Origin of the sequence: Roseovarius sp. MS2, from assembly GCF_051447875.1 — a bacterium.
Classification (GTDB): domain Bacteria; phylum Pseudomonadota; class Alphaproteobacteria; order Rhodobacterales; family Rhodobacteraceae; genus Roseovarius; species Roseovarius mucosus_A.
Map to the genome: position 1 here is coordinate 3,205,633 of NZ_JBKHVF010000001.1, position 21,509 is coordinate 3,227,141.

14 protein-coding genes and 1 tRNA gene are annotated in these 21,509 nt (G+C 59.6%); 9 read left to right on the plus strand and 6 right to left on the minus strand.

Annotated elements, in window-relative coordinates; all coding sequences use genetic code 11:
- Window positions 1-55: 55 nt before the first annotated feature.
- From ACLGGT_RS15750 to ACLGGT_RS15760, 3 genes are all read right to left on the minus strand, one after another.
- Complete coding sequence (locus tag ACLGGT_RS15750) at window positions 56-976, minus strand: helix-turn-helix transcriptional regulator (RefSeq protein WP_437196781.1); 921 nt, start codon at window positions 974-976, stop codon at window positions 56-58.
- A 130-nt stretch (window positions 977-1,106) separates the two neighbouring features.
- Window positions 1,107-3,167: a molybdopterin cofactor-binding domain-containing protein gene (locus ACLGGT_RS15755; RefSeq protein WP_437196782.1), complete on the minus strand. Its 2,061-nt coding sequence runs from the start codon at window positions 3,165-3,167 to the stop codon at window positions 1,107-1,109.
- On the minus strand, window positions 3,167-3,622 hold the full coding sequence (locus ACLGGT_RS15760; RefSeq protein ID WP_081508428.1) for a (2Fe-2S)-binding protein: 456 nt from the start codon (window positions 3,620-3,622) through the stop codon (window positions 3,167-3,169). The genes ACLGGT_RS15755 and ACLGGT_RS15760 overlap by 1 nt, the downstream gene beginning before the upstream one ends.
- A gap of 290 nt (window positions 3,623-3,912) precedes the next feature.
- On the opposite strand from ACLGGT_RS15760, the gene ACLGGT_RS15765 reads away from it, so the two are divergent.
- Both ACLGGT_RS15765 and ACLGGT_RS15770 read left to right on the plus strand, forming a co-directional pair.
- Window positions 3,913-4,086, plus strand: coding sequence for a helix-turn-helix transcriptional regulator (locus ACLGGT_RS15765; RefSeq protein ID WP_257788538.1), 174 nt, complete (start codon window positions 3,913-3,915; stop codon window positions 4,084-4,086).
- A gap of 848 nt (window positions 4,087-4,934) precedes the next feature.
- The gene (locus ACLGGT_RS15770; RefSeq protein WP_437196783.1) at window positions 4,935-7,439 is read left to right on the plus strand and encodes a calcium-binding protein; all 2,505 of its coding nucleotides are present in this window, start codon (window positions 4,935-4,937) and stop codon (window positions 7,437-7,439) included.
- 426 nt (window positions 7,440-7,865) lie between these two features.
- Here the strand turns inward: ACLGGT_RS15770 and ACLGGT_RS15775 are convergent, their stop codons facing one another.
- Together ACLGGT_RS15775 and ACLGGT_RS15780 are read right to left on the minus strand one after the other, a co-directional pair.
- Window positions 7,866-9,887: a hypothetical protein gene (locus ACLGGT_RS15775; RefSeq protein WP_437196784.1), complete on the minus strand. Its 2,022-nt coding sequence runs from the start codon at window positions 9,885-9,887 to the stop codon at window positions 7,866-7,868.
- Between the two features lie 141 nt (window positions 9,888-10,028).
- On the minus strand, window positions 10,029-11,255 hold the full coding sequence (locus ACLGGT_RS15780; RefSeq protein WP_081508451.1) for an ATP-grasp domain-containing protein: 1,227 nt from the start codon (window positions 11,253-11,255) through the stop codon (window positions 10,029-10,031).
- A gap of 570 nt (window positions 11,256-11,825) precedes the next feature.
- Here ACLGGT_RS15780 and ACLGGT_RS15785 point away from each other — a divergent pair.
- From ACLGGT_RS15785 to ACLGGT_RS15815, 7 genes are all read left to right on the plus strand, one after another.
- Window positions 11,826-14,021, plus strand: coding sequence for a VWD domain-containing protein (locus tag ACLGGT_RS15785; protein ID WP_437196787.1), 2,196 nt, complete (start codon window positions 11,826-11,828; stop codon window positions 14,019-14,021).
- 216 nt (window positions 14,022-14,237) lie between these two features.
- On the plus strand, window positions 14,238-15,125 hold the full coding sequence (locus tag ACLGGT_RS15790) for a LysR family transcriptional regulator (protein ID WP_219435828.1): 888 nt from the start codon (window positions 14,238-14,240) through the stop codon (window positions 15,123-15,125).
- 91 nt (window positions 15,126-15,216) lie between these two features.
- The gene (locus ACLGGT_RS15795; protein WP_008282174.1) at window positions 15,217-15,681 is read left to right on the plus strand and encodes a formate dehydrogenase subunit gamma; all 465 of its coding nucleotides are present in this window, start codon (window positions 15,217-15,219) and stop codon (window positions 15,679-15,681) included.
- The gene (locus tag ACLGGT_RS15800; RefSeq protein WP_422001617.1) at window positions 15,678-17,186 is read left to right on the plus strand and encodes an NADH-ubiquinone oxidoreductase-F iron-sulfur binding region domain-containing protein; all 1,509 of its coding nucleotides are present in this window, start codon (window positions 15,678-15,680) and stop codon (window positions 17,184-17,186) included. The genes ACLGGT_RS15795 and ACLGGT_RS15800 overlap by 4 nt, the downstream gene beginning before the upstream one ends.
- Entirely contained in the window at window positions 17,183-20,077 is a 2,895-nt protein-coding gene (gene fdhF, locus ACLGGT_RS15805; protein WP_008282176.1) for a formate dehydrogenase subunit alpha, read from the plus strand. The genes ACLGGT_RS15800 and fdhF overlap by 4 nt, the downstream gene beginning before the upstream one ends.
- A 5-nt stretch (window positions 20,078-20,082) precedes the next feature.
- Window positions 20,083-20,904 (plus strand): formate dehydrogenase accessory sulfurtransferase FdhD, encoded by an 822-nt coding sequence (gene fdhD / locus ACLGGT_RS15810; RefSeq protein WP_437196789.1) that lies wholly within the window; start codon window positions 20,083-20,085, stop codon window positions 20,902-20,904.
- Window positions 20,894-21,100 carry a formate dehydrogenase subunit delta gene (locus ACLGGT_RS15815; protein ID WP_008282178.1) on the plus strand — a complete coding sequence of 69 codons (207 nt, stop codon included), beginning with the start codon at window positions 20,894-20,896 and terminating at the stop codon, window positions 21,098-21,100. The genes fdhD and ACLGGT_RS15815 overlap by 11 nt, the downstream gene beginning before the upstream one ends.
- Before the next feature lie 318 nt (window positions 21,101-21,418).
- On the opposite strand, the gene ACLGGT_RS15820 is transcribed toward ACLGGT_RS15815, so the two are convergent.
- Window positions 21,419-21,492, minus strand: a tRNA-Cys gene (locus ACLGGT_RS15820).
- Window positions 21,493-21,509 lie beyond the last annotated feature (17 nt).

Consider the following 21,509-nt stretch of genomic DNA (forward strand, 5'->3'; position numbering starts at 1 on the left):
ATTCTGCAGGTGAAACTTTGTAATAAGTTCAGGCAGATGGCGGGTTTCAGATCTGCTACTGGCCAAAGTCTGCGCGATAGCTGCTCGGGGTTGTGCCTACGGTTCGGCTGAATGTGCGAGCAAAATGGGCCTGATCGGCAAAGCCTGCGATGAAGGCGATCTCTGCAAGTGCTAGGCCATTGGATTTGCACAGGTGGGTTGCAGCGACCTCGATCCGCGCATCGGTCACAAGGCGGGAAAAGGAAGCCGATCCTTCGGTCAGGCGGCGCTGAAGGGTGCGGGGCGCGGCACCAGCTTCGGCCGCAAGACTGGCCACTGTCCAGCGGCGCACCGGGTCTGCAACAAGACGGCCTCGCAACCGTGATACCAGATCGGTCTCCGGGTTATTGCCATGCACTTCGACCGTTCTGCTTGCCGATGCCGCTGTCAGGACGACACTGCCGACGCCTTGTGACGTGCCCGGGTCATGCCATTTACCCTCGCTGCGCCAGACCGCGCCCGCGTCAGTTTTCATCGTCACATCCGTCGATCCGGTCATCTCGGTCAGGATTGTAAGAAGCCCAAGCACCAACAAGCTTTCTGCCATGGATGGCGGCGGGCCATGGTCACGCGCGCGGTGGGTCAGTCGAAAGCGTTGCGGAGAAAGCTGCTCTATCTCGACCCTGTGTCGCCCATGGCTGAAGCGCTCCAGCCTGTGCCAGCGCTCCATGAGATCAGGTATGTCCCGTGCATTGGTCAAGGCTTGGACGACCGGCTCGGGGGCCATGGCGCATGCGGCGTCTGCAATGGACAGGATGGCCAAAGGGCCATGACATGCCAAGACAGCGCTGAGGACCGCACGCTTGTCCTCAAGCGAAACATGCGCGGTCGGGGACGTCGGCACGGGAATGGAAATGCCCTGCCGTGCAAGCCCCATTGCGACCAGGCGCATCATGGCGGCCGAAGCGAAATCCTGTCCTTCAATGCGTTGAGCCATGCACGTTAACCCTTTCCAGCCAGAGGATAATCCAAAACAGGGGGATGTTCAAAAGAACGAAGGTCCGGCACCCTCTTTCGGAGGCAGGGCAAAACACGAAAGGTCAGGGCACTTTTGTAGCCGAATGCCATCATAACGCGAGGTCCCCGGCCCGCGCCGGAAAGCGGACCAGGCGTCGGCCGGTGGCTGCGCTGATCGCATTGGCGATGGCGCCGGGGCCTGCCACCATGACGGTTTCGCCTGCGCCTTGTGGCGGACGATCGCTTTGGATCAGATCAACGGTGAGTGTGGGTGTATCGGTCATGCGCGGGATTGGGGCATCCGCAAAGGTCTGGGCCGTGACGCGCCCGTCTTCCGTGGGCAGATCGTCGGTTAGCACCATGGCAAGGCTCCAGACTAGATTGCCTTCGCATTGCGCACGGACCTGATCAGGGTTGATGACCAGCCCGCAATCATGCACGCACCACATTCGCGTGACCCGCACCCGACCACGGGCATCGACGGCCACATCGGCAATGGCCGCCGCATGGCTGGTCTCCTTGTAGGTGCCGCAGGCGATACCGCGTCCCACCCGCAGACCCTCGGAGAACGCAGGCGTTTTGCCCCAACTAGAGATTTCACCCACCCGCTCAAGACATGCCGCCAAAAACGGATCAGCAACATGCGCAAGGCGGAACGCCAAGGGATCGACGCCTGCGGCCAGTGCCGCCTCGTCCATGGCACTCTCAATAGCCAGCGCGTTCGGCCCGGCACCCAGCCCGCGCCATGGGCCGGTATGCACAGGCAGGCGCACCATGTCATAAGCTGCGCGGGCACGGCCCAGCACATAGGGCGCGGCCATACCTCGCGCCACGCCACCATCGCCGGCAAAGACGTCGGTGCCGCGCTGCATCCAGGATGGCACGACGGCGGCGGTGAACATGATATGCGAACTCATCTGCGCATGGTCCCAGTCGGTGATCCGGCCTTGCCCGACGCGCGCCCTGACCCGGTGAGAAGACGGCGGGCGGTGGAACCCAAGCGCATATTCCTGAGCGCGCGTCCACTGGACCTTGACGGGGCTGCTCACGGCAAGTGTGAGTGCCGCCGCCTCTGCCTCAACCGTGCAAATCGTCTTGCCGCCGAAGGCCCCGCCAATCCGGCAGGATTGGACAGTGACTGCACCGGCAGATAGCCCGAAGGCATCGGCCAGAAAATCTCGGATGTAGAAGGCATCTTGCGTACCGGCCCAGACCCGCAATGCCCCGTCTTCCCAGAATGCTACGGCTCCGCGCGGCTCGATCGGGCCATGGGCTGCCATGGGGATATCAAGACGCAGATCGACATCCCACGGGCCAGCCTCGGGCGCGCCGTTCAGAACCTTGTGCGGGAGTGCGCCCGCTCCAAGACGGGCATCGACGTCAATGGCGCGCGCGATATCCGCGTGGGGGTGTTGGCCCGCCACATCCCACTCCACCTGCAACGCTTCAGCAATTGCATCAAGCGCGCCGGGTCGGGCGGCGACAATGCCAAGCCCCTGAGCCTTGCCAATCGGCGGGCCACAATCCTCGACAACCGCGACAAAGCCAGGCACCGCGCGCGCCGCATCGATATCCCAGCGCCGGGGGCCAGAGTGCAACTCGACGGACGCAGGGGCGCGCAGCACCCGACCATAAAGCATTCCCGGCAGTCGGATATCGGCCGCATAAAGCGGTTCGCCCGTGACGATCCCGCGCGCTTGGACCAGTTCGGGGCTGGCGCCGATCAGGCCACCGCTGCGCAATGCGCGCAACTCGGAGACCGGACGCGCCCTGACACGGACCAGTCCTGCAACCTCTCCGGCAGCCAGGGCATCGCGCAGGGCGGCACAGGCCTGCGCCAACGGTTCGGCAAACAGCATCACCGATTCACTGCCCACCGTCGCCTTGACGCGCGGCATGTCGGTCGCATGCAGGACCACGTCGACCCGGTCCCACTCCGCCCCAAGCTCGGTGCAGGCGACCTGCTTCAGTGCGGTGGCGATGTTCTGTCCCATCTCGGCGCGCGGCAGGGTCAGGGTGAAATGCCCGTCCCGATGCGCGATCCATCCTATGGCAGTCGAGACGTCCGGATCAGGACGTTTGGGGATAACCGGGATGCGCGAACACGCCGTCGCACCGATAGCGGCCACAAGCCCCACGGCCGAGGCCGCCAGAAACGCACGCCGCTGCATCACACACGCTCCGCCGCGCGGGCAATCGCCGCACGGATACGCGGATAGGTGCCGCATCTGCACAGGTTGCCGTCCATCGCCGCATCAATGTCATCCTCCGATGGGTCAGGCGTTTCCTCCAGCAGCGCCACAGCCGCCATGATCTGACCAGCCTGACAATAGCCGCATTGTGGCACTCCGAGGTCCAACCAGGCCTGCTGAACCGGGTGCAAGCTGTCCCCGTCGGCCAGCCCCTCGATCGTGCGGACGTTCAGACCCTCGATATCGCCGGAGCGGATCATGCAGGCGCGCGTGGCGGCACCGTCCACAATGATCGTGCAGGCCCCGCAAATGCCAACCCCGCACCCGAATTTCGCACCCGTCAGTCCGATGTGTTCCCGCAACAGGACCAACAGCGGCTCATCTGCCCAATCGGCCGGAATATCCTGACCTAGTCCGTTCAGAGTGAAGCGCATGAGTAACTCCCGTTCATGGTTTGAACGGCAATTAACGCGCGGACGAACACCAGTCTTGAACGATCACGCCAAACTGCATGAGCTTTGCCAAGGCACAGAGCGGACGCTCACATGAGGAGATCGAAAGACCGCTCCCCGCCCGACGCGAATAATACGACCACCTGCGAGCCGCGGCTGAAGATCTGGCCGACCTACAGACCTATGACCGCGCCAAGGCCGCGCTTGCGGCGGGCGAGGATGGACTGATCCCGGCGGACTACGCGAACCGCCTGTTGAACGGCGAAAACGCTTTGCGCGTCTACCGAGACCTGCGCGGGATGACACAAGCCGCCCTGGCTGCAAAAGCGAGCGTGAACCGCGTGACCGTGGCCGAGATCGAAACCGGTCGTAAGCAGGGCTCGGTCACGACCCTGCGGGCCTTGGCCAATGCGCTCGGTGTAAGTCTGGATGATCTGGCTGAGTAAGGTTGGCTCTAAGCCGCCGGTCAGCCTGCTGAGCTGGGCTCACTAAAGGGGCCACTTAAACTTGGTGAAGCATATTGTTTGAGAGGCGGGGTCGGCTGATAGAAGAATAGAGAAAGCCCGCTCCGTTCCGGCAGCTGCCGGTGGATGGAGACTGGGTGATGCGCATACCGCGAACCTCAGCTACCCTGGGGGCGGCAAAATTCGTAATTAGTAGGTCGGGTTCAATGTCGGTTTAGAAAAGCGCTTGTTCGGTCTAGGTCTATGCGCCCTCCCGCAACCAACTTACTTTGAAAGTACTGCACTGTTTTACCAGATAAGCAGCCCCACAGGGAATTAATAAGCGATTGATTATTTATAATTTATACTGCTGTTGATTATGGTTTTGGCCTACATCGGCTCCGCCATTTCATTTTTATGTGATTGCATTTTAGATATATTCTTGAGTGTCGTGAATGAATGCCACCACCGTTCACGTCCTCGATTGCGCGAAAAATAGGCGCTTTGCTGCCCTAAGTAAGAGCTTGGCTTACAAGGGAAGCAAGAAGCCCCATCAAAGCTGGAGGAATAATTCGGCCTAAGCGCGATGCCATCTTTTAACCACCCGAGCCACCATTTTTGATGCCGATTTTGCGGCATCTGCGGGGGGAGCAGTCTTGGTATTCTCCCACCGCGTTGATCAAAATCAGGCTGCTCATTTTGAAGAACCGTTTCTGAGCGGCAAAGCTTTTCACTGGCAGGTCATTGTTTTCGCCCGACTTCAGCAGGCAAAGATTGACCAGAGAATTTGTAAATCTAAACTCTTTCCAAGGCGCTCCGGAATTTGAATTTTATGCCCGAGAGGAAATATCATGACGCATGTATTTGACTATTCCTCCTCCTCTGTCGGGATCGATCAGTTCACGGGTTATAGCATAAGTAACTTGTTTGGCACCGTTGATGGCACTTTTCTGCCCGCCGAGTTCTGGGACCCTCTGGGCGCTCTTTCAGGTGTATTAAGCTACCATTTCGTGGAGTTCGATGAAGTAAGAACCGGCAGTTTCCGATTTAACATCGATGCGTTCGGAACATTTTCACAGCAAGTGTCTGGTTCTGGGGATGTTTTTTCCCCCATTTTCTACGCCGACGATCCCGAGTTTTTCGCGTCCGAAGATTTTTTCACCGGAGAGGCACAGTTGACGCTCTTTGGTTTGAGCAGCCAGAGCTATTTGCGCTTCGAAGGGTTGCCGACACTTGAGCGGAGTTTTGGGCCGCTGCCCTCAGCGCCGTTCGCGGATTTTAACGATGCGACAGCATTTGCTGTCTCAGCGGCGGCGCTGGCAAACGCGGAACATCTCGCGAGCTTGCAGGCGTTGCAACCCGCGTCATTAGCCACGGCCATACGGATTGTTGCAGAGAATTTCGGCCCCGACCCGGCTGCGGGGACTGTCCGCCTCGTCTATACACCCGATGTGACCACCAGCCTGACCTTTGCCGATTGGATCGGACTAGATCCATCGGGCTTTAACGATGCCTATGGCGCGCAGCTTGTTGATACGCGCAGCCTTTTCTCAAATGAGGATGTTGAAGTTATTCTGACGGATTTCGACGATTCTCTTAGTGACGCAGGCGGAGGTTTTGCCGCGCGGCGCGTCATGATCAACGCAGGCGGGGGCGATGACATCATCGACATGAGAGGCGACGCGACGAGCGGTGTCTTGCCCTTCGCCCTGACAGTGCCGTCGATTGTGTCCGTTGACGGCGGCGAGGGCAACGACAGTATCTCCTTTGTCGTAAAGGTCTCTGGATTTGTTGATGGGGGCGCAGGCAATGACACGATCTTCGGGTCCAGTCCGTCAGACGGTCTTGCCGCCTTTTTCGAAGCGCATGGCGGAGATGGCGAAGATCAATTCCAAGGGCTTAATAACGGTGCAAATCTGTTCTTTGGCGGAAATGATAACGATCTGTTGATAGGTGGATTTGACTCTGCGGATACGATCCACGGCGGGGCCGGTGATGACAACATCGGCGCAGGGTCATTCTTCAACTTCTCACTGGGCGCAAACATTTACTCCGACGTCGCAAACCTGTTTCATGGTGACGCGGGCAATGACACCCTCTTTGGCGGCAACGGTGCTGACACTCTCCATGGAGGTGATGGAGACGACTATATCTTGCCTCTTCTTGGGGATGACGTTGTCCATGGCGGTGCGGGTCTTGATACTTATTCACTGAGCGTTGGTAACAGCGGATTTGAGGGATCGGATGTCACACGCAGCTTTGGGGATAAGCTCATTGTTGATACTGGCGGCATCCTCGAATTCGCTCCATGGATGAGCGTTGACTTCAACACAAATTTGCTGGAACGGCTTGGGAATGACCTTGTGATCGGCACTCTTGGTCAATCCAGCATTCGGCTGGTTGATTTCTACTCTAATCCTACCGGCTGGATTTCAACTTCTGACGATTCAAGAAAAATCGACTTTGCCCGTGCGGCGACACTTTCTGACTCATCACCAGAGGTGCCTGAGGGCGGTGACACGATTACTGGCGGTGACACCGACGACACAATCGCCGGGAGCGCAGGTAACGATGTGCTTGACGGGGGGGCTGGCAATGACCGGATTGCCGCCTCGGACGGCGATGACTTCGTATCGGGCGGCGCTGGCAATGACAGTATCGGCGGTGGTCTGGGAAATGACACGATCGACGGCGGCGATGGGGATGACGTTATCGGTGGTGGTTTTGGGAATGATTCCATTATCGGTGGCGACGGCCGGGATTTAGTTGCAGGCGGCGCAGGCAACGACACGCTCTCGGGTGGTGCCGGAAATGACAGCATGTCTGGCAGTTTTGGCAACGATCTGATCGACGCAGGTTTGGGGGCGGATGACATCGGTGGCGGCACCGGGCGCGATACCATCAACGCTGGTGCTGGCAATGACCGTGTGGGCGGCGGCGAGGGGGACGACACTATCTCGGGTGGCAACGGCAATGACTTTCTTGCCGGTGGTGGACGGGACGACATCATCGACGGCGGCACGGGCAATGACACAATCAACGGCGGCGCAGGCAATGACGTGATGACCGGCGGCGCAGATGCGGATCAGTTCGTGTTCAGCGCCTTCTTCGACGGTGAGGTCGATGTCATCACCGATTTCGAAGATGGGATCGACAGCTTCTTCATCCGCCGTTTCGATCCCGATACCGGTGTTGAGAATATCAGCAACGGCGGCAATGGGCTTGCCGGGTTCGTCACGGCGATGAACATCGTCGACGTGGCGGGCGGCGCGCAAATGTCGGTGAATGGCAACACCATCCTTGTCGAGGGCATCACAGCGGCGCAACTGACCGTGGAGGATTTTCAGTTCCTGTAATGGATAAACCCCGCCGGTTTCGGCTGGCGGGTATGTCGCGATGCTCGCCTATATGTGGTCGCGTGCCTGCTAATGCGCTGGCGTGCGGGAGGTAAATCGCCTTTGTCACCTGCCGAACCACTGGAACTGGATGGACCTGAAAAGCACAATAGGTTCACTGCGGTTCCGTCGGTCCAAACTAGGCTTGGCGATTTTGTAAAATCTCCGGGTCCTCAAAGAACACGCCTTTTAAGGCAACCGGGCATGCAACGACGTTCTTGTCAGTAACAAGGTTCAAGGCGCTTTCAACGCCAAGGAACGGCTCGTTCGAGCGCGACGCCCTCGAAAACTCCATCGGACGTCAGGGGGGTTAAGGCTGGTGCGGGCATTAACGTGGGGGATTTCATCCAGCTAACGCGCAGCGCAAACTTGGGCCTTTCTGGCCCTTCAGTCTGGCGGTGTGGGACACAGATCGCCACGGCCAGCGGCCCAGCTTTTCCGGCCTTTGGCTGCGATGCTCGCAATCTGATCGTCCGGCACTGGCACTGTCGGACGGGGCGTCAGCCCGTCATCGTGGAACAAGTAGAGCCGCGCGGCAAAATCCTCGAATGGTAATGAACCTTCCCCGAACCGCTCTCCGCTGCCCTGTGTCGAGACAACGAGACCGTGGCCCCAATCTTGTCCGCTGTCATTGTTGGGATTGAAGAAGTAAACGCGCATCTGCCCCGTCGGGTCCAGACCTACCCGGATTAGTGTGATCGCGTGCCAGCCTACAAAGGTCGCGCCCGAGTCTGTCACGGCGATCCCGGCAGGTTGCGGGTGAATGACTGGTTGGTTGCCATTGTATTGCGGGTGGTAACAGGCGTGAAAGTGGCGCAGGAAGTCCTCATAGTGCTTCAATGCGCCTGTGGCGACATCCACGGCTATGTGAAACTCGCGCCCAACCCACCAGCCGTGCAGCTCGGGATTGATCCAGCGATGTGGGTCTTCGGGGCGGCCGAGACATCGGCGGCCCATTTCGGCATAGGCGCGGTCCAGATGCGGTACCAGCAGGACAGAGATGGGATCGGCATCCAGCAGCGCCGACGTCGCAAGGCCGGGCGGTAGGGTCGCGGTGTCGAGTGGTTCGCCCTCGAAATGCAGCACCAGCCTGTCCCTGCGTGCCACCTGTGCGATCAGCCAGAGCAGGTAATCCGGATCGTTCAACGCCCACATCGACAAGGCCCGGGCAGATTGGCAGGTCGGATTGTTTCCCTGACCGACACCAAGGGGTTGGCCCAAGAACATGATGAGCCCTGCAATCAGATGCGTTCGCGCAGGGAGCGCCGTACCGCAGGTTGCCTCTAAAGCGCAGATGCACTCTTCGGTTAGTGGTGTTTCCAACAGGCGCCACAGGGACGGCGCAACGGGAGGGGAATACAGAATGCCCCGTTCCAACATAAGCGCCAGCCCATAGACCGCCTGCGCTGTACCGGGCTGAATGGCGACATCGACCAAGGCGCGCACCAGCGGCTCATAGCAGCGCAGGGCATCAAGCCCGGTGCTCGACAGGCCCAAGGCGTCAGGGAGCACCTTGGTCTGATCGGCCTCAATGGCCCAACGCAGAAAGCTGGCGTGATAATCTGATACCAACCCCGTGTCGTGCATGGCGCGGGCAAAGGCATAGGCCTCTTCCTGAACCGTGCGCTCGTCCGCTCGTGACAGTCTGTCGATATAAGCTGGAATGCCCGGGTCCTCTCGGTTCAGGGCGGTCGGACCAAATAAGGCGCTGATCAACCTGTCGGCCCCCCGATGAGCGTCGGCGGTGAGGGCGGTTCCGGTTTGTAAGGCGCGTGCGATCTGCAGGATCATCGCCTTGACGTGATCAACCTGCAAAGGTCGCTGCGCCATGATGCGCCAGATCTCGTCTGTCAGGCGATCCAAGACACCGTCAGTCCCAACCTCTTGCAGCAGATACCGCATCAGCCGGTCCATAGCCGGTGTGAGCGCATTTTGCGCGTGGCGTTGCGACTCGTCCAGGCCCTGTCCGAGCAGCCGGTCGAGATTGAACGACAGAACCTGCGTAAGAAATTGTTCGGCCTGCGCAGGTGACAGATCAGGCGTCGCATGTTCGCCTTTGGCAACCACAAGAAAGCGTAGCAGGCTCATCGCTTCTAATGTGATCGTCTGCTGGCTGGCCTGTGTCAGGGTATGCTTGACAAGGTTCGGCAGCAGGTGCGCCGGACGTCCCCAATCCGTGCCAGAGAACAGCCCAGCCTCGTCCATGAGGCCGGCCCGCTGGCGCAAGGCTGGCAATCCGTCCTCATGCTGCAGCACCGGGCGCGCCGCATCCAACACGCGCAGCGCATGGTTGTTCTTGCCAATACGCGACGCGCTTTGCAGACCACAAATCTGCCGGTCGAGCCGGTCAAGAAGCGTTGCAAGCTGTCCAGCGGCGTTCAAATGGGCTGTCATATCGGCTTCGACCATAGCGTCGCCCTTATTCAATTGGCCGGGGCACTGTTTATGCTGCCAACCGTCACTTCAAGGATGCGGCAACCCCAAGGGGTCAACAACGAAAATGCGCGACATCATGGGTGCCACAGCCATCGGCGTGGCCCGCAGGGACCGTCACAGATAGTAATCCAGCTCTTCTTGCGCCTTTAGCAAGTCACGCATTTCGACAGCATCCTCGCCATAAAAATACACAAGGCCCCAATGCGTGCCGAACGCCGTTCGCTTGGTTACCTTTTGCGCATGTGGCGGGTTAAGTTCGTGAAAGTCAAAATAGGGATGGCTCTCGGTCTGTGGGGGGATTTCAAGATTGCTGACCACACGGCGGCGGGGATAGACGCCAAAGCACCCGGCATGGCCTGTCGCATCCGTGACTGGGGTCGGAAAGAAGGCATCAAGCTCGTCCTGCGTTGTCTTGGGATCGAACACCAGAACTAGCGCCTGATACGCGTTGAACCCGTAGGCGCGTTCGAGCAGTTCGAACACGTTGAAGCCCGGCGGGCGATAGGCCACTTCGCCGAAGTACATGGTTCCGTCAGAGGTGACGAAATACTCCGGGTGGATGAAACCGAAATCAATATCGAACACGTCAATTAGTTTTTCGATTTCCTGCGTGATACGACCGCGCCACTGCTCCAATTCAGGGGTTGCCGGGACGAAAACGGAATAGCCCAGGGTGACATACTCTGAAATGTTCAAGAACTGGATCTTACCATCCTTGATCCACGCCTCGACTGCGAATTCCCAACCATCCAGATGGCTTTCCAGAAGCGCCGGAAATTCATCGTCCGAGATGGAGGCCACATCGTCAGCAGTGCGGATCACGCGGTGCCCCAGACACCCCGCCTTGTCGAATGCCTTGAAATGGATCGGATCATTCGGGTCGCCATCCAGTTTCAGCAGTGTCTGGTTCACGCGTCTGAGAAAGCGGATCACATCCGTCTGATCCATGGCTTCCTCAAAGATGCCAACACGGATGCCACCCAACTGCGCGCGGCGTTTCATAAGTGATTTATCGCGGAACAACATGGATTGACCCAACAAGCGCGGGTTTTTCATCAACACGGAGTTAACAGCACCCGCCCACTCGACCGTTTCCTCGAAAAGGGGAATCGCCACGTCGACCCCCATGTCTTTCAGTGTCGTGGCAAGTTCGAAGGAACGGTCGTTGAGCCGCTCAAAATCCCAGGAAACAAACGGTATGTCGTGCTCGACTGCATAGGATTCAGCCCAAGCGGGAGCGACGATGACGTACCTACGATCAAATTTTTCGAGCGCGTCAATGCAACGCAAGCTCCAACCTAAAATTGCAACAAACCCTTTGTCCGAATTTTTATCGGTCATCCTAACTCCTTGCTGGTGTGAAGGATGTCTACCTACACTAAAACTCAAAAAAAACAACCCGCGCGGGTATTTGCAAAGCACATGAGACAAATCCTTGCTGATTTTCTGTGCCGCGTGAATTTTGCGATTTTAGGATAAAAGCCCTAAATTACAGCCGTTTCGGACGCATCAGCATACGCGGGATTACCAAGCGGCGCGCAGGTGACGCCAAGCGCGCGCTCACGCCGCTAATACGGGGTCAGCACCCCGGTGCGGGTTGGCAGCGCGACCGGCATCACCCGGGGGGCAGGCGGCGGAATTTTCACACCAGGTTTGGACACGCGCCTCTTGATTTCACGGTTTCGTGAAGACTAAGATTTTCTCATAAGATCAACCAGCATCTCACCGGGTGCTTTTGTGAGTTGTTTCACGCCATCCTCCCGGATGCCTGCAGTGAACGCAGACATGAATGGGATGGTATCGAGCGCCCGCTGGTTGATTGGTGGAGTGTGTATGTTCGGCTTGGCCCTCTTATGGGCCTCTCTGAACAAGATTTTGCAATAATGCCCAAGTATTGAAATGGAGCTATGAATGTTTCCCGACACATTTGACATAACCAGCGTCGACGATCTGACAGCGCTGAACGGACAATTGCTAACGGCACTGACCTTTCTCGGCGATCAGGATCTGAACAACGCCTTCACCATCAACCCCGAGGCCATCACGGTCGGAGACTACCTTGCCCTGATCGACGCGGCCGAGGCGAGCTTGATCACAACCGACTTCAGCTTTCTTGCGTTCTCAATTCCGACAATCCGCGCTCAACTCGAGGCGATCCTGACGCCAGATAATGTGCCGGATGGGCTGAGCGTACAGCAGGTGATCGACCAGTCCATTGGAGTTCTGGAAGACATCGCGGCAGGCGATTTTGGCCTGCTGACTGTTGGCTTTGACGCGATCCGTGCGGCGCTCGAGGGGGTGCCGCCCGAAACCTTGCTGCTGGATGCGTTCGGTTTCACGGGGCCGGGTAATCCTGATATCATTGATGCCTTTTTGGATCTCTTGCCTCAGTTCTCAACCGATGCTTTCCCGGCTTGGGTCTCTGGCGATCCGCATCTCAAGACTTTGGATGGCGTGGATTACGATTTTCAGGCAGCAGGTGAGTTCGTCCTGTTGCAATCGACCGATGCGCAGGGCTTTGCCTTGCAGGCGCGCATGGTGCCGGTGGGCGATAATGTCAGCGTCAATCAGGCCATTGCCACCAATCTCGACGGCACGGCAGTGATGATTGACGCTGCAGATCCTGATCCGTTGCACGTGAATGGTGCGGTTGTGGCGCTTGCGGATGGGTCCTCTCTTGATGTGGGCGAGGGGCGCATTTACCGGCGCGGCGATGTTTACACCATTGTTTATCCGGGCGCGGATGGTGCGATCGGCAATGGCGACAGTCAGGTTGTCGTGCGGGTGCGAGAGGGGCGGCTTGACCTTGATGTGCGCCTGAACGCCGAATTGCTCGGATCGCTTGAGGGGCTGCTTGGGGATGGGGATGGCAACCCGGACAATGATATTGCGCGGGCCGATGGCACCGTCTTGGCGCGGCCTTTGGTCTTCTCAGAGCTCTATGGCGCGTATCGCGATGATTGGCGGATCAGCAGTCTTGGGGATAGCCTTTTTTCTTACGAGTCCGGCGAGAGCCCGAATGGGTTTTACCAATCGGATTTCCCCGGCGCGATTGTTTCGCTCGATACGCTTGATCCGGAGGTGCTTGCCACCGCGCGCGAGGCGGCACTGGCTGCGGGATTGCAAGAGGGCAGCGAAGCCTTCGAGAATGCCGTGCTGGATTTCGCGCTGACCAATGACGAAAGTTTCCTGACCTCGGCGCTGGATGTGCCTTTGGCCAGCGTCGGCACAGAATTGGCGGATACCTTGATCGGGAATTCGGGCGATGACGTGCTACGCGGTGAGGGCGGCGATGACGGTGTCTTCGGACAGTCAGGCAATGACATTCTCGACGGCGGGGCGGGCAATGACTCGATCGCCGGGGCGGATGGCAATGACCTTATTTCGGGCGGCCTTGGCAACGACAACATCGGCGGTGGCCTTGGCAATGACACCATTGATGGCGGTGAGGGCGATGACATCATCGGGGCCGGGTTTGGAGACGACTCGGTCTCTGGCGGCGCAGGCAATGATGTGGTCGCTGGCGGCGCGGGCGATGACACGCTTGAAGGCGGCGAAGGAAACGACAGCATGTCGGGCAGCTTTGGCAACGACCTGATTGACGCAGGCAACGGCGCGGATGACATCGGCGGTGGCACCGGGCGCGACACGATTGATGCCGGTGCGGGGGATGACCGCGTCGGCGGCGGTGAAGGCGACGACAGCATCCTTGGCGGCGAGGGCAATGATTTCCTCGCGGGCGGCGGGCGCAACGATACGATCGACGGCGGCGCGGGCAATGACACGATCAACGCGGGTGCTGGCAATGACGTGATCACCGGCGGAACGGGGGCTGATCAGTTCGTCTTTTCGTCCTTCTTCGATGGCGAGGCGGATGTCATCACCGATTTCGAGGACGGTTTGGACAGCTTCTTCATCCGCCGTTTCGATCCTGATACTGGCGTTGAAAACATCAACAACGGCGGCAACGGTCTGGCGGGTTTCGTCACGGCGATGAATATCGTCGACGTGACGGGCGGTGCGCAGATGACGGTGAATGGCAACACGATCCTCGTCGAAGGCATCACCGCCGCGCAACTGACGGTGGATGATTTCACGTTCCTATGACGACTATACAAACCCGCCAGCCCAAGCTGGCGGGTTTTTTCTGAACGCAATCTGCGGCGCGACTTTGATGACGTTGCCGAAGTGCTTCCCATGCGCATCTTTAGCCCCGGCTACGCTCCTGCCAGGAGGGATCACAGGCCGCTAGTGCAGGCTTGCGGGTGTGCGTCCATTTGTGGTTTCTATCGAATCTCCTGCATTTCATTCGCTGGGGCAATCATGATCGACAAGCTGGAAATGTTCATCGCGGTCGCGCAAGAGGGGCATTTCGGCCGTGCGGCGGTTCGGATCGGGATCACACAACCGTCGCTCTCAGCCGGGATCAAGCAGCTTGAGGAACAATTGGGCGTGCAGCTCATTTTTCGGGGCTCACGCTATGGTGGGCTGACGCCAGAGGGGCAAGCCACGCTGGTCTGGGCGCGCCGGATCGTTGGCGACGCCCGACAATTGCGCGAAGAGATGCGCGCCAAGCGGCATGGCTTGTCCGGCCAGTTGCGGATTGCGGCCATTCCCACTGCGCTGACATGGGCGGCGCGGCTCTGTCATCGGTTCAATGCCAAGCATCCCAAGGTGCGGTTCACGATCCTGTCGCGTACCTCGATCGAGATCCTGTCGATGCTAGATAATCTCGAGATCGACGCGGGCATTTCCTATCTCGACAACGAGCCGATGGGGCGGGTCAGCATGGAACCGCTCTATGAAGAGCGTTACCTTTTGGTCTGTGCCAAAGGCGCACGTCTTGCCGGGCGCGAGCATGTGGGCTGGGCTGAACTGGCGGGAGAGCCGCTCTGTCTGCTGACGCCCGACATGCAAAACCGCCGCATCATCAACCGCAATTTCGCGGCGGTCGAGGTGACACCCGAGGCGTGGATCGAGTCGAATTCCACCGTTGTTCTGATGGCAACGGTCGAGGCGGGCGGCTGGATGACAGTCTTGCCCGAGGATGCCGCACGCTTCCATGCCAGCGGAAAAAACGTGGACTTGATCCCATTGATCGGCTCGGAACCGGCGCATTCGGTTGGTCTCGTTGCGCCATGGCGCGAACCGCATACGCCCGTTCTGGAAAGCCTATTGCGCGAGGCGCGGCGGTTAGGAGGGGATGTTTGATAGGCAATAGCTATCAATCCACCGTATAACGATATTGATATGGCATGGTGAAACCTGATTGACTGGCATCAGCAATCGAAAGAGGCCAGCCATGACCACACCCGCCCCCGACGACATCACCTCGATCCTAGCCGCGCATCGTGATCTGGAAGGTCCGCTTTTGCCGATCCTGCATGCGATGCAGGCTGCCTTTGGATATATCCCCGAGGCGGCGCATCGCCCAATCGCCGAAGCGCTGAACATCAGCCGCGCAGAGCTGCATGGTGTGATCAGTTTCTACCACGATTTCCGTGCCAACCCCGCTGGACGGCATGTGCTGAAAATCTGCCGCGCCGAGGCCTGTCAGGCGGTGGGTGGTGCTGTGCTGGCCGAGGCGACCTTGGCCAAGCTGGGGCTTGCGTGGCATGGCACCACGGCCAATGGCGCAGTCACGGTCGAGCCGGTGTATTGCCTTGGCCTGTGTGCTTGCGCACCTGCGGCCATGCTGGATGACCGCGTGGTGGGCCGGGTGGATGCCGCCCGGATCGATGCCCTTTTGGCGGAGGCGGGCGCATGAAAATTTATATTCCGATGGATAGCGCCGCCAAGGCGCTTGGTGCCGAAGACGTGGTCGCCGCGCTGCGCGCTGCAGCGCCTGAGGCGCAAATAATTCGCACCGGCACGCGCGGCATGATCTGGCTAGAGCCACTTGTCGAGATCGAGATTGACGGCGTGCGCCATGGCTATGGCCCGGCGACAGTTGGCGATGTTGGAGGTATTCTTGATGGTACGAGCCCCAAAGCTCTTGGCCCGGTCGAACACCTCGACTGGATGAAACGTCAGACGCGGCTGACCTTTGCCCGCACAGGGGTGATCGACCCGCTCGATCTGGAGGATTACGCGGCCCATGGGGGCTTGGTTGGTCTGCGCCGGGCTATCGCGATGGACGCCCATGACATCGTTGCCGAAGTGACAAAATCCGGCCTGCGTGGACGCGGCGGCGCGGGCTTTCCGACCGGGATCAAATGGAAAACGGTGCAGGAGGCGCAAGCGCCGCAGAAATACATCGTCTGCAATGCCGACGAAGGTGACAGCGGCACATTTGCCGACCGGATGATCATGGAAGGAGACCCGTTCAGCCTTGTCGAAGGCATGGCGATTGCGGGGATCGGTGTGGGGGCCACACGCGGCTATGTCTACCTGAGGTCGGAATATCCCGATGCCATCGCGGTGATGTGCCGTGCGGTCGAGATTGCGCGCGGGGCAGGGGTGCTTGGCTCTGATGTGCTGGGGTCTGGCCACGCCTTTGACATGGAAATCCGCGTTGGGGCCGGGGCCTATGTCTGTGGCGAGGAAACCGCGCTGTTGAACTCGCTCGAAGGTAAGCGCGGCGTGGTGCGCGCCAAGCCGCCGCTGCCCGCGCTTGAAGGGTTCCTGGGGCGGCCCACGGTGGTGAACAATGTCATCAGCCTGGCCACTGTGCCGGTGATTTTCGAGAGGGGCGCGCAGCATTATGCCGATTTCGGGCTTGGCCGGTCGCGTGGCACTGTGACCCTGCAAATCGCGGGCAATGTGGCGCGCGGGGGGCTATTCGAAACCGCCTTTGGCATCACCTTGGGTGAGGTGGTCAATGACTTGGGCGGCGGCACCATGACGGGCCGTCCGGTCAAGGCGGTGCAGGTGGGCGGGCCGCTTGGCGCCTATATCCCGGTCAGCAATTTTGATGCCCCGCTTGGCTATGAAGAGTTAGACGCAAAAGGCGGCCTCTTGGGGCATGCCGGGCTGGTTGTGTTCGACGATAGCGCCGACATGCTGCAAATGGCCCGCTTCGCGATGGAATTCTGCGCTGTGGAAAGCTGCGGCAAATGCACCCCTTGCCGGATTGGGGCCGTGCGGGGCGTAGAGACCATCGACCGTATCGCGGCGGGCGACGGAACGGCGATCCCGCTTTTGACCGATCTGTGCGAGACGATGAAAGACGGCTCGCTTTGCGCGCTTGGCGGGTTCACGCCCTTTCCGGTCATGTCCGCACTCACGCATTTTCCGAATGACTTCGCCACCCAGCAGGAGGCCGCCGAATGAAAGATTTCATTATTCCCAAAGACCGCGACATGGGCACGCCCGCCAAAGTGGGAGCCCCGGTGACGTTGGAGATCGACGGTGTTGCCGTAACCGTACCCGAGGGCACATCGGTGTTGCGCGCAGCGGCCGAGGCGGGGATTTCCATCCCCAAGCTCTGCGCCTCTGATAATCTTGAAGCCTTTGGTTCTTGCCGCCTCTGTGTGGTGGAAATCGAGGGGCGGCGTGGCACACCTGCGTCCTGCACCACGCCTGTGACGCCGGGCATGGTGGTGCATACCGGATCGTCAAAGGTGCGCAAGATCCGCAAAGGGGTGATGGAGCTCTATATCTCTGATCACCCTCTCGATTGCCTGACTTGCTCTGCCAATGGCGATTGCGAGTTGCAGGATATGGCCGGTGCGGTCGGTCTGCGTGATGTGCGCTACGAGGCCCCCAAGGATGGCGGCATGGTCAACCATTTCGAGGCTCGGAACACGAGCGGCGAGGCCAATCCGGAATGGTTGCCAAAGGACGACAGTAACCCGTATTTCAGCTATGACCCCAGCAAATGCATCGTCTGTAACCGCTGTGTGCGTGCCTGCGAAGAAGTGCAGGGCACATTTGCCCTGACCATTCAGGGCCGTGGCTTTGACAGCCGCGTATCGGCGGGTAATGCGGATGATGATTTCCTCGCCTCTGACTGCGTGAGTTGCGGGGCCTGCGTGCAAGCCTGCCCGACGGCGACTTTGCAGGAGAAATCCATCATCGAGCTGGGCACGCCTGATCGCTCGGTTGTCACGACCTGTGCCTATTGCGGCGTTGGCTGTTCGTTCAAGGCCGAGATGAACGGCGACACGCTGGTGCGTATGGTGCCCTATAAACACGGCAAGGCCAACCGCGGGCATTCCTGCGTCAAAGGGCGATTTGCCTATGGGTATGCCCATCACAACGACCGCATCCTTAAGCCTATGATCCGCGAGCGGATCACTGATCCCTGGCAAGAGGTCAGTTGGGACGAGGCGCTCAGCTTTGCAGCCACCCGTCTGCGCAGCTTGCAGGCACAATATGGCAAGAAATCTATCGGCGTGATTACCTCAAGCCGCTGCACCAACGAAGAAACCTATCTGGTGCAGAAACTGGCGCGCGCAGTCTTTGGTAACAACAATACCGACACCTGCGCGCGCGTTTGTCATTCCCCTACAGGATATGGCTTGGGCCAGACGTTTGGCACCTCTGCCGGCACGCAGGATTTCGACTCTGTCGAACATACCGATGTGGTGGTGGTGATCGGTGCCAATCCGACCGATGGGCACCCGGTTTTTGCAAGCCGCCTTAAGAAGCGGTTGCGTGCTGGTGCCAAGCTGATCGTGATTGACCCGCGCCGGATTGACCTTGTGAAATCACCGCATATTTCGGCGGCGCATCACCTGCCGCTTCGCCCCGGCACCAATGTGGCGGTGGTCAGCGCGCTTGCGCATGTGATCGTGACCGAGGGGCTGATGGATGAGGACTTCATCCGCGCGCGGTGTGATTGGGATGAATTTCAGCATTACGCCGAATTCATCAGCAACCCGCGCCATTCGCCAGAAGCGACAGCGATGTTGACCGGGGTCGACCCGGCGGAACTGCGCGCCGCGGCCCGGCTTTTCGCGCATGGTGGGAACGGGGCGATTTACTATGGTCTTGGCGTAACCGAACATTCCCAAGGGTCGACCACGGTCATGGGCATTGCCAACCTCGCGATGCTGACTGGCAATATCGGGCGGCCCGGCGTGGGCGTGAACCCGTTGCGCGGGCAAAACAACGTGCAGGGCTCTTGCGACATGGGGTCTTTCCCGCATGAATTGCCCGGCTATCGCCATGTCAAAGGGCCAGAAGTGCGCGCAGTCTTTGAAGAGGCTTGGGGCGTAGAGATTGACGCCGAGCCGGGTTTGCGCATTCCCAACATGCTCGATGCTGCCGTCGATGGGACGTTCAAGGGGCTGTATTGCCAAGGCGAGGATATCCTGCAATCGGACCCCGACACCAAGCATGTGGCGGCGGGTCTGGCTGCGATGGACTGTGTCATCGTGCATGACCTCTTCCTCAACGAGACTGCCAATTACGCGCATGTCTTCCTGCCCGGTTCGACCTTCTTGGAGAAAGACGGGACCTTCACCAATGCCGAGCGCCGCATCAACCGCGTGCGCAAGGTGATCCCGCCACTCAACGGCTATGCGGATTGGGAAATTACCCAGATGCTTGCAAACGCCATGGGGGCAGGGTGGACGTATAGCCACCCGGCGCGGATCATGGAGGAAATCGCCGCAACGACGCCAAGTTTTGCTGGGGTCGACTATGCCCTGCTAGAAGAAAAGGGCAGCGTGCAATGGCCCTGTAACGAAGCACATCCCGAGGGCACGCCGCTGATGCATGTGGATGGGTTCATGCGCGGCAAGGGGCGGTTCATCGTCACCGAATATGTGGCGACTGATGAGAAAACCGGCCCACGGTTCCCGCTGTTGCTGACCACCGGGCGCATCCTCAGTCAGTATAACGTCGGCGCGCAGACACGGCGCACCGCGAATGTGGTCTGGCACGAAGAGGATCTCTTGGAAATCCATCCGCATGATGCCGAGGTGCGGGGTTTGAAAGAGGGCGATTGGGTGCGATTGGCCAGTCGCGCAGGCGAAACCACCCTGCGGGCCATGCTGACAGATCGCGTCAGCCCCGGCGTGGTCTACACCACCTTTCACCATCCGGATACGCAGGCCAATGTCATAACCACCGATTACTCGGACTGGGCCACCAACTGTCCGGAGTACAAGGTGACGGCGGTTCAGGTCAGCCTGTCGAACGGGCCAAGTGATTGGCAAGAGGATTACGCCGCGCAGGCCGCACAGGCGCGGCGCATCCTGCCTGCGGCGGAGTGACGGCGATGGGCTTTTCTCCCACCCAAAGCCGTCCGGGCCTCTCGGTGCAGGGCGAGGGGGCGCGTCGCGTCATCCGCGCTCTGCCCGATGAGGTGCCGGTGGCCTTTGTATTCGATGGCACGACGCAAGCCGTGATGATGGCGACGCCTGCGGATATCGCCGATTTCGCCTATGGCTTTGCGGTAACCGAGGGGATCGTGACCACCCAGGCGGACATCGAAGGCTTTGAAATCGCCGAGCATTGTAACGGGATCGAGGCCCGGTTCTGGTTGCGTGGAGACCGGCAAGAGGCGCTTGCAGCGCGGCGGCGCTATATGGCCGGGCCGGTGGGCTGTGGGCTGTGCGGTATCGACAGCCTTGAACAGGCGGTGCGCCCGGTGCCGTCGGTGGCCCATGTCTCTCCTGCGTTTACCGCGCAAGAGATTGCCCGCGCGACCGATGCCCTGAGTGCGTGCCAACCGCTTCATGATCTGACCCGCGCTACTCATGCTGCGGGGTTTATCCTGCCCGGTGCCGGTGTGGTCATGGCGCGCGAGGACGTGGGGCGGCACAATGCGCTCGACAAACTCATTGGCGCTCTTTGGCGGGCGGGCATCGATCCGGCAGAGGGTGGCATCGTGATGACCAGCCGCCTGTCTGTTGAGCTTGTGCAGAAATGCGCGGTCGCGGGTTGCGGCCTGCTGGTCGCGGTCTCTGCGCCCACGGCCCATGCGCTACGGTTAGCCGAGAGCGCAGGGCTTACCCTTGCCGCGTTTGCACGCGGCGGCGGCTTCGATCTCTATTCCCATCCCCATCGCATTCCCCATGAGGTTCCCGATGTCGCCTGAGAAAATGGTCCATATGGTCAACCAGATCGCTACGTTTTTCAAAACACAGCCGGGCACTGATCAAGCGGCCCGCGTTGCTGCGCATATCCGGGATTTCTGGGAGCCGCGCATGCGCCAGCAACTGCGCGAGTTTGTTGCCACCGGCGGCGAGGGGCTCGATGATATCGCGCTCAAGGCCGCAAGGATGATCGATTAGGCAGTGAAGACGCGAGGGATGGCCTCACGCCCGCGCCAAAATTCGCGCGCGTCAGTCAAGCGCGTCTGACGTTGCCCTGACCGTCCAATGGCGCGCCACCGCCAGCAGGGGCGCGATTATGACCGGCTATTGCGGTGATCGGGAGCGTGCGCAGAGCAAAGGCCGAGACATGGTGACCACCCCCCAGGGCTGATTTCAGACGTGTCGAGACAGCCATTTGCCTGATTTGCGACAGAGATTTGCGAACTGAACAAAAACACGATGTTCAGCCACGCGATGTCGCGGTCGTCATAAATCATATCTTTGATTGATTTTAAATGGAGGCGAGTAGGAGAATCGAACTCCTGTACACGGATTTGCAATCCGCTGCGTCACCACTCCGCCAACTCGCCATTCCGTGTGGTTGGGA